The 8,996-nt window shown below is 67.8% G+C and carries 8 protein-coding genes; 2 read left to right on the top strand and 6 right to left on the bottom strand.

From position 1 onward, the window contains the following. A partial coding sequence (locus FFS27_RS33715) for a DUF6901 family protein (protein ID WP_442962188.1) occupies positions 1-167 on the bottom strand: 167 nt, incomplete at its 3' end. A gap of 149 nt (positions 168-316) precedes the next feature. Continuing rightward, the gene (locus tag FFS27_RS23120) at positions 317-2,239 is read right to left on the bottom strand and encodes an ATP-binding cassette domain-containing protein (RefSeq protein WP_021265007.1); all 1,923 of its coding nucleotides are present in this window, start codon (positions 2,237-2,239) and stop codon (positions 317-319) included. A 225-nt stretch (positions 2,240-2,464) separates the two neighbouring features. On the opposite strand from FFS27_RS23120, the gene slt reads away from it, so the two are divergent. Further along, positions 2,465-4,393 carry a lytic transglycosylase Slt gene (gene slt, locus FFS27_RS23125; protein ID WP_015649145.1) on the top strand — a complete coding sequence of 643 codons (1,929 nt, stop codon included), beginning with the start codon at positions 2,465-2,467 and terminating at the stop codon, positions 4,391-4,393. 56 nt (positions 4,394-4,449) lie between these two features. Continuing rightward, positions 4,450-4,836, top strand: coding sequence for a lysozyme inhibitor LprI family protein (locus tag FFS27_RS23130; RefSeq protein WP_003091225.1), 387 nt, complete (start codon positions 4,450-4,452; stop codon positions 4,834-4,836). Positions 4,837-4,879: 43 nt separating this feature from the next. Here the strand turns inward: FFS27_RS23130 and FFS27_RS23135 are convergent, their stop codons facing one another. The 4 genes from FFS27_RS23135 to FFS27_RS23150 form a co-directional block, all read right to left on the bottom strand. Beyond that, the gene (locus tag FFS27_RS23135) at positions 4,880-5,686 is read right to left on the bottom strand and encodes an MOSC domain-containing protein (protein ID WP_021265008.1); all 807 of its coding nucleotides are present in this window, start codon (positions 5,684-5,686) and stop codon (positions 4,880-4,882) included. 102 nt (positions 5,687-5,788) lie between these two features. After that, a complete protein-coding gene (yegS, locus tag FFS27_RS23140) occupies positions 5,789-6,697 on the bottom strand; it encodes a lipid kinase YegS (RefSeq protein ID WP_003119791.1) in 909 nt (302 codons plus the stop codon). A gap of 74 nt (positions 6,698-6,771) precedes the next feature. After that, on the bottom strand, positions 6,772-8,331 hold the full coding sequence (locus tag FFS27_RS23145; RefSeq protein WP_003109491.1) for an FGGY-family carbohydrate kinase: 1,560 nt from the start codon (positions 8,329-8,331) through the stop codon (positions 6,772-6,774). 20 nt (positions 8,332-8,351) lie between these two features. Then, positions 8,352-8,996: glycerol-3-phosphate dehydrogenase C-terminal domain-containing protein (locus FFS27_RS23150; protein WP_272483172.1), on the bottom strand; the 645-nt coding region annotated here is incomplete at its 5' end.

Raw genomic sequence — 8,996 nt, forward strand, 5'->3', positions numbered from 1 at the left:
TGGCTGTAGCGTTCGCGATCGAGCGGGCAGTTGCTGCAGCGATTGTGCTCCAGGCGCGTCCAGCGCGGCGCCGCGGAGGCCGCCTGCGGGTCGTAGTGCCGCTCCAGCTCGATGCGATAGTTGAGCTGATGCTGGTCGTCCAGCGTGATGCGGTACTCGATTGCCATGGACTGATCCTTTCTCGGGAGACGGCCGGCCCGTCAATGACGCCAGCCAGAGGGACCGACGGAGGACTGCACCCACCGCCGGCAAGGCCCGCAAGGATCATCGAGATGAGCCGCTATCACATTGATGCAGCTCACTTTTTCGAAATGGATCAGTCTTCCAGTTCGGCCCAGCGTTCGAGCAAGGCATCGAGTTCCTGCTGCAACGCGTCCAGCCGCGCCAGGGTTTCGCGCTGCTCGTCCTGCGGGCGCAGATAGAAATCCTGCTGCGCGATGGTTTCCTGGACACCCGCCAGCTCCGCCTCGACCGCGTCGATCTGCCCGGGCAAGGCTTCCAGCTCGCGCTGCAACTTGTAGCTGAGCTTTTTCTTCGCCGGCGCCTCGCTCGGCGCCGCGGCAGCCGGAACGGGTTCGGCGGCGGGCGCCAACGGGGTATTCAGCTCGGCCTTGCCGCTCTTCGACTCGCTCACGCCGAGCAGGCGCGGCGTACCCCCTTGGCGCAGCCAGTCCTGGTAGCCACCGACGAATTCGCGAACCTTGCCCTCGCCCTCGAAGACCAGGGTGCTGGTCACCACGTTGTCGAGGAAGGCCCGATCGTGGCTGACCATCAGCACGGTGCCCTGGAAGCCGAGCAGGACTTCCTCCAGCAGTTCCAGGGTTTCCACGTCGAGGTCGTTGGTCGGTTCGTCGAGCACCAGCAGGTTGGCCGGCTTGCTGAACAGCTTGGCCAGCAGCAGGCGCGCGCGCTCGCCGCCGGACAACGCCTTCACCGGGGTGCGGGCGCGCTGCGGACTGAACAGGAAGTCGCCGAGATAGCTGAGCACATGCCGGTTCTGGCCGTCGATGGTGATGAACTCGCGGCCTTCGGAGATATTGTCGATCACCGTCTGCTCGGGTTCGAGCTGATGGCGCAACTGGTCGAAGTAGGCCACTTCCAGCTTGGTGCCCACCTCGATCTTGCCCGAGGTCGGCTGCAGGTCGCCAAGCAGCAGCTTGAGCAAGGTGGTCTTGCCGGTACCGTTGGCGCCGAGCAGGCCGATACGGTCGCCGCGCTGCAGGACCATGGAGAAGTCGCGTACCAGCGGCTGGCCGCCGGGATGGGCGAAGCTGACGTGCTCCACCACGATCACCTGCTTGCCGGACTTGTCCGCGCTTTCCAGCTGGAAGCTGGCCTTGCCCTGGCGCTCGCGGCGCTCGGCGCGTTCGCGACGCATTTCCTTCAGTGCCCGAACCCGCCCTTCGTTGCGCGTGCGGCGGGCCTTGATGCCCTGGCGGATCCACACTTCTTCCTGGGCCAGGCGCTTGTCGAACAATGCGTTGGCAGCTTCTTCGGCGGCCAGTTGCTGTTCCTTGTGCACCAGGAAACTGGCGTAGTCGCCGTTCCAGTCGATCAGGTGGCCACGATCCAGCTCGAGGATGCGGGTCGCCAGGGATTGCAGGAAGGCGCGGTCGTGGGTAATGAACAGCACCGCGCCGTTGAAGCCCAGCAGCGCTTCCTCGAGCCAGGCGATGGCGCCGATGTCCAGGTGGTTGGTCGGTTCGTCCAGCAGCAGCAGGTCCGGCTCGGCGACCAGCGCCTGGGCCAGCAGCACGCGCCGACGCCAGCCGCCGGAGAGTTCGGCGAGGGTCTTGTCGGCCGGCAACTGCAAGCGGCTGAGGGTGCTGTCCACCAGTTGCTGCAGGCGCCAGCCATCGCGCGCCTCGAGTTCCTGCTGGACCCGCGAGAGGCGCGCCAGGTCGTCGTCGGTATGGATGTTCAGGCTCAGGTGGTGGTACTCGGCGAGCAGCTTGCCGACTTCCGCCAGACCCTCGGCCACCACGTCGAACACTGTCCGTTCGTCGGCACGCGGCAGTTCCTGGGGCAATTCGCCGATCTTCAGCGCCGGTGCGCGCCAGACTTCGCCGTCGTCGGCCTGCTGTTCGCCCTTGACCACCTTGAACAGGCTGGACTTGCCGGTACCGTTGCGTCCGATCACGCAGACCCGCTCGCCACGGCCGATCTGCCACGACACCTTGTCCAGCAAGGGAGTGGTGCCAAAGGCAAGGGATACATCGGTGAACTTGAGCAGGGTCATGGGCGCCTCCGGAAACAGGGCGCGCATTTTACGCCGGATAGGCATCGGAAGGCACGGCGCTTTCACCGCCATGCCGCAACGGCTAAGCTTAGGCGAGCCATCCGCCCGGCTTCGGGCGCGCCCCGCGACAGCGGTCGCGCGCCGGTCCCGCGAGCGGTCGAAACGCCCGTAGGCAGCCGTTGCGGACCTGCCGACGTTACCCGACATCACCTGCCCGGATAAGTCATGCGCGGTCGCCTGTTCACTCTCGTTTCCTGCCTTTTGCTCAGTATTTCCTCCGTCGACGCGGTCCACGCCGCTTCCCTGACCGAACAACGCCGTCTCTACGACCAGGCCAAGGCCGCCCTGGCCAAGGGCAACAGCGCGCCCTACATGGCCTCGCGCAGCGCCCTGCGCGATTACCCGCTGGAACCCTACCTGGCCTACGACGAGCTGACCCACCGGCTGAAGACCGCCAGCAACGAGGAGGTCGAGCGCTTCCTCACCGAACACGGCGACCTGCCGCAGATCGGCTGGCTGAAACTGCGCTGGCTGCGCCTGCTGGCCGATCGCGGCGACTGGAAGACCTTCGTCAACTACTACGATCCGAAGCTGAACTTCACCGAACTCGACTGCCTGTATGGCCAGTACCAGCTGGGCCACGGCCAGAAGGCCGAAGGTTACGCCACCAGCGAACGCCTGTGGCTGGTCGGCAAGTCGCAGCCGGCTGCCTGCGATACCCTGTTCGGCCTCTGGCAGGGCGAAGGCCAGCTCACCGAGGAAAAGGTCTGGAAACGCCTCAAGCTGGCCGCCGAAGCGCGCAACTACAGCCTCGCCTCGCACCTCGCGCAGCGCCTGCCGACCCTCGGCAACCAGGGCGCGCTGATGGTCAGCGTGGCGCAGAACCCCGCCCAGCTGAGCCAGACCGGCCGCTTCAGCCAGCGCGACCATGCCACCGCCGACGTGGTCGGTCTCGGCCTGCGCCGCCTGGCGCGGCAGGACCCGGAAAAGGCCCTGAGCCTGCTCGACTACTACAGCTCGGCGCTACCCTTCTCCAGCGACGAGAAGGTCGCCATCGCCCGCGAGATCGGTCTCAGCCTGGCCAAGCGCTTCGATCCGCGTGCACTGCCGCTGATGACCCAGTACGATCCCGGCCTGCGCGACAACACCGTCACCGAATGGCGCACCCGCCTGCTGCTGCGCCTGGGCCGCTGGGACGAAGCCTATGCGCTGACCCGCAAGCTGCCCCAGGATCTCGCCGCCACCAGCCGCTGGCGCTATTGGCAGGCACGCAGCCTGCAACTGGCACAGCCGAACAGCAAGGAGCCGATCGCGCTGTACCAGAAGCTCGCCGGCGAGCGCGACTTCTACGGCTTCCTCGCCGCCGACCGCCTGAGCGTGCCGTACAAGCTCGGCAACCGCCCTGCGCACATCGACCCGCGCGTCCTGCAACGCGTACGCAACGCCGCCAGCACGCGCCGGGCCATGGAGTTCTTCAACCGTGGCGAAGTGATCAACGCCCGCCGCGAGTGGTACCACGCCGCGCGCCTGTTCGATCGCGACGAGCTGATCGCCCAGGCCAGGCTGGCCTACGACATGCAGTGGTATTTCCCGGCGATCCGCTCGATCAGCCAGGCGCAGTACTGGGACGACCTGGACATCCGCTTCCCGATGGCGCACCGCGCCACCCTGGTGCGCGAAGCGAAGAACCGCGGCCTGCACTCCAGCTGGATCTTCGCCATCACCCGGCAGGAAAGCGCGTTCATGTCCGATGCCCGTTCCGGAGTCGGCGCCACCGGGCTGATGCAGCTGATGCCCGGCACCGCCAAGGAGACCTCGCGCAAGTTCGGCATCCCGCTGGCCTCGACCCAGCAACTGATCGTGCCCGACGTCAACATCCGCCTCGGCGCCGCCTACCTGAGCCAGGTGCATGGCCAGTTCAACGGCAACCGGGTACTCGCCTCGGCCGCCTACAACGCCGGTCCGGGCCGCGTCCGCCAGTGGCTGAAAGATACCCGCCACCTGGCCTTCGACGTGTGGATCGAGACCATTCCGTTCGACGAGACTCGCCAGTACGTGCAGAACGTGCTGTCCTATGCGGTGATCTACGGGCAGAAGCTCAATGCACCGCAGCCCATCGTCGACTGGCACGAACGCTACTTCGACGATCTCTGACCCCCAACCCGGCCCGGACGCCCGGGCCTTTCCAGTACCTTGAAAAGGACCTCAAGATGAACAAGCCCCTCGCTACCGCCCTGCTCGCCGCCTCCAGCCTGCTGCTCGCCGACGGCGCCCTGGCCGCCGACGCCTGCGGTACGCCGCGCAACGCCTTCGACAGCGTGTATTGCCGCAGCGGCGAGTTTTCCCAGGCCGACCGCGAGCTGAACCAGCAGTTCGGCACCCTGCGCAAGCACCTGAACGACGGCCAGAAAGCCCTGCTGAAGAAGAGCCAGATCGCCTGGATCAAGGAGCGCGACGCGGCCTGCAGCGAAAGCAAGGACAACGGTTATTTCGTCAATCTCGACTGCGCCACCGAGAAGACCCGCCAGCGCCTCGACTTCCTCCGCGAACGCGAGCGCGAGTGCCTGAGCACCGGTTGCGTCGACGCCAAGCTCTGATCGCCGGCAATGGCCGCCCGCCGCAACGGCGGGCGACCGTTCCTCAGTCGAGGATTTCCACCGGCATCCCCACCTCCAGGCCGCCCTGTCCCAGCGCAATCAGGTTCTGCCCGAACAGCACCGCGCCATCCTTTTCCCGGTAGGTCTTCAGGGTCGTCAGCGGCTCGCGGTCCTCGTTGCGCTCGCCGGTCGCCGGATCCAGGGTGGTGAGGATGCAACGGGAACAGGGCTTGGCCACGACGAACTCGACCGAGCCGATGCGGATGCGTTTCCAGCCGTCCTCGGCGAACGCGGAGCTGCCTTCCACCACCAGGTTGGGACGGAAGCGCAGCATCTCCAACGGCCGGCCGACCCGCTGGCTGAGGTCGTCGAGCGAAGCCTGGCCGATCAGCAGCAGCGGGAAACCGTCGGCGAAATGCACCTTCTGCCCCGGCTCGGCGTAGCCGGTATCGACCTGCCGCGCGCGCGCCTCGGGAATGTGCACCAGGCGCGTCGGGCGGCCGAGGAAGCGCGTCAGCCAGTCCGCTGCGGCGTCGCCGGCATCCGGCGCCTGCAAGGTATCGCGCCAGACCGTGACGCCACGCAGGTTGGCGTCGGCTGCCGGTACTTCGAGGCTCAGCTCGGACATCCCCGGCGCATTCAGCCGCAGGACCTCCGGCGCCGCCCAGCGCGCCTGGATACGCCCCAGCTGCGGCAGCAGGCGCTGGGTGAAGAAACGTCCGGTTTCGGTGTCCACCGCCATCCAGCGTCGGTCGCCGACCACGCCCAGCGCATCGAGCGCGACGCGCTCCAGGGACTCGGCGGCGGAAGACTTGATCGGATAGCGGTACAGCGCGGAGAGACGGAACATGGAACCAGCATCCTTGGTGGAAAGATGCTGTTATACGGTGTCGCGGGAAAGGCCGACAAGACACAGACGCCACTCCAGGCAGCGGATCAGTCGGCCCCGCCCTCAGTCCTCGCGCGGCGGCTCGCGCAACAACGGCGAACCGGCCGGCAAGTGCACGCGCAGCGCGCCCGGGGAAACCGAGAAACGCAGCTTGCGTCCTTCCAGCGGCTCGCCGTCGAGATTGACGTCGAGACCTTCCGCCGCCTCCACTTCCAGCCATGGCACCCGCGCGCGGACGAACAGGCTTTCCACTCCGTTGCCACCGCCGAGCAGGGTGCCCAGGGTACCGACCATGTCCTGCGGCGTCGGCAGGATGCTCACGTCCAGCAGGCCGTCGTCCACTCGCGCTTGCGGACACAGTACGTGCCCGCCGCCGGCCTGGCGCCCGTTACCGATGCCCAGGGCGAGGAACTCGCCTTCCCACTGGAAGTCCGGGGCGCTGAAACGGCCCTGGGCGGCATGCACTTCGGAAAAACGGGTCAACCCGGTCAACAGGTAGGCAGCACCGCCGAGAACCTTCTTCAGGTCCTCCGAGGTATTCGCCGTGACCTTCGAACCGAAGCCGCCAGTGGCCATGTTGAGGAACAGCTTGCCGTTCACCTCGCCCAGGTCGATCGGCCGCGCCGTCTGGTCGAGCAGCGCCAGCGCCGCGGCCGGTTCCAGGGGAATCCCGGCGGCGCGGGCGAAATCGTTGGCGGTGCCCAGCGGCAGGATCGCCAGGCTCGCCTCGCCTCGCCCGCGCGCCAGCGCTTCGGCCACCTCGCGCAGCGTGCCGTCGCCACCGCCGGCGACCAGCGTCGCATAGCCGGCCGCCAGCGCCTCCTCGACGATGCGCCGGGCGTCGCCGTCCTCCCAGGTTACTCGCACCGCCAGCGCCCGTCCGGCCTCGCGCTGCGCCGCGACCGCGGCACGAACCTCTTCGTTGCCCGCCTGCTTGCCATGCAGGACCAGCAGAACCTTGTCCTTGTCCATCGAACCGAACCCCTCGTCGTGGCCTTGTCTTTGCCTATTGACCGCGTATCCGGGACGGAAGTGCGGCGCCCGGTTCAGGCAGGGTAGCCGGTAATCTCGCGAATGCTGCGGTAGAGCGGGCGCAACTGGCGATACATGCGCAGGTAGACCTCGCCATAGAGCCGCTGGTAGATCTGCCGGGCCTCCGCCTGGGGCAGGAAAACCCGGCCGACGCGGGTCATCCCGGCCACCGCGCTGGCGACGTCCGGATAGAGGCCGAGCCCCACCGCGCAGTCGATCGCCGCACCCAGGCCGGACGCCTCGTATACATGCGGGCGCTCGGCCGGTAGGCCGAAGATGTCGGCGGTGAGCTGCATCGCCGCGTCGCTCTGCGAGCCGCCGCCGGCCACGCGCAGGCGCACGATCGGCGTGCCCGAACGCTTCTCGATGCGCTCCTTGCCCTGGCGCAGGGCATAGGCCAGGCCCTCGAGGATGGCCCGGTAGATGTGTGCCCGGGTATGCACGTCGCCGAAACCGATCATCGCCCCCTTGGCCTCCAGTCCCGGTTCGCGAATTCCCGGCGACCAGTAGGGTTGCAGGGTCAGGCCCATCGAGCCGGGCGGCACGCCGTTGACCAGTTCGTCGAACAGTTGCTCCGGCTCGACCCCCTGCTCGCGCGCCTGCTGCATCTCGCGCAAGCCGAACTCGCGCTTGAACCAGCTGACCATCCAGTAGCCGCGATAGATCATCACCTCGGTATTGAAATGATCGGGAATCGCCGCCGGATAGGGTGGAATCAGCGGCACGGTTTCCAGGTAGCGGGCGCGAGTGGTGTTGATGGTCGCCGTGGTGCCGTAGGAGAGGCAGGCGATGGTGGGCTCCAGCGCACCTGCGCCGAGCACCTCGCAGGCCTTGTCGGCCCCCGCGGCGATCAACGGCAGGCCTTGCGGAATGCCGGTGTGCCGGCTGGCCTCGGCGCTGATCTCGCCGAGCCGCTCGCCCGGCTTGAACAGCTCCGGCAACTGCTCGCGGCGTACCGCCAGCGCCTGCCATTTCCAGTCGCGCGGCGCGGCCCAGCGCAGGCGCTTGTAGTCGAACGGCAGGTAGGCTACGCAGCACCCCACCGAATCGACGAAACGGCCGGTCAGGCGGTGGCTGAGAAAGCCGGAAAGCAGCAACACCTTGTCGGTCTTCGCGGCGATCTCCGGCTGCTCCTGGGCCACCCAGTTGACCTCGGCCTGGGCGCGGAAATGCTCCACCGCGCCCTCGGCGCCGACCAGCTTGAACAGCCAGCCCCACGGCCCCCTGATGCGCTCGCGGACCTCCGCCCGGCGCTGGTCGAGCCAGAGGATCGCCGGACGCAACGGCCTGCCCTCGGCATCGACGTGGATCACCGTACCGCGCTGGGTGGTCAGCGACACCCCGCGGATGAGCCCGCGATCGATGTCCACCTGGTCCCAGAGCCGCCGACAGGCCTCGCCGAGCATCGCCCAGTAGTACTCGGGGTCCTGTTCGGCCCAGCCCGGATGCTTCGAGTAGTAGGCCTCCAGCTCCACCTTGCCCTTGCCCAGCAGGTTGCCCTGCAAGTCGAACAGCAGGGCGCGCACGCTCTGGGTGCCATTGTCGATCGCCAGCAGATAGTTCTTGTCGTTCATCTCGTTCTCGTCTCGGCTGGTCAGACGGGCAGGCTGTAGTGCCGGCGCCAGAGGTCCAGATAGGCCTGTTGCTCACGTTCCCAGCGCGGGTCGTCCCAGCCCAGGCGCGCTTGGCAGAGTGCGCGGATACGCGGCAGGTATGCCGCGCCGCCTCCGGGCAACAGCAGGCCGAGGCGGGTGCGGCGCAACAGCAGGTCGTCGAGATGCAGCACCATTTCCGCCTCGGCGGCGAACGCCAGTTCGGCCCAGAGCGTTTCGCTGGCACCCACGCAGTCCGTTCCGAGGGTGTCCACCAGCCGCTTGAGGCGGACCAGGTCGCGTCCGTAGCGACCGGCCAGGCGGCGTCGCTGGCCGCTGCCGAGCCCGTCGATGAGCGGGCCTTCGCAGGCGCCGAACACCGCCGCGCCATCGTCCGTGACCGTGCGCCCGAGCAGCGGCGCGCAGGCTTGTAGCACCTCCACCGCCAGCGGCCGGAAGGTGGTCAGCTTGCCGCCGGCCAGGGTCACGCAGCCCGGCTCGCGCCAGAGCACATGCTCGCGTTTCTCGTCGGAAGGCTTGCCGCTGTCGTCGCCGCTGCTGACCACCGGTCGCACGCCGGCCCAGGTCGACAGCACGTCGCACGCCTCGATGGCAGCGGCGGGACACTGCTGGGCGCAGGCCGCCAG

Source organism: Pseudomonas sp. 2VD (assembly GCF_005503585.1).
Classification (GTDB): domain Bacteria; phylum Pseudomonadota; class Gammaproteobacteria; order Pseudomonadales; family Pseudomonadaceae; genus Pseudomonas; species Pseudomonas aeruginosa.

Coding starts and splice junctions, on each gene's coding strand:
- FFS27_RS23120 (WP_021265007.1), bottom strand. CDS start 2,239: ATGACCCTGCTCAAGTTCACCGATGTATCCCTTGCCTTTGGCACCACT.
- yegS (WP_003119791.1), bottom strand. CDS start 6,697: ATGGACAAGGACAAGGTTCTGCTGGTCCTGCATGGCAAGCAGGCGGGC.
- FFS27_RS23130 (WP_003091225.1), top strand. CDS start 4,450: ATGAACAAGCCCCTCGCTACCGCCCTGCTCGCCGCCTCCAGCCTGCTG.
- FFS27_RS23145 (WP_003109491.1), bottom strand. CDS start 8,331: ATGAACGACAAGAACTATCTGCTGGCGATCGACAATGGCACCCAGAGC.
- FFS27_RS23135 (WP_021265008.1), bottom strand. CDS start 5,686: ATGTTCCGTCTCTCCGCGCTGTACCGCTATCCGATCAAGTCTTCCGCC.
- slt (WP_015649145.1), top strand. CDS start 2,465: ATGCGCGGTCGCCTGTTCACTCTCGTTTCCTGCCTTTTGCTCAGTATT.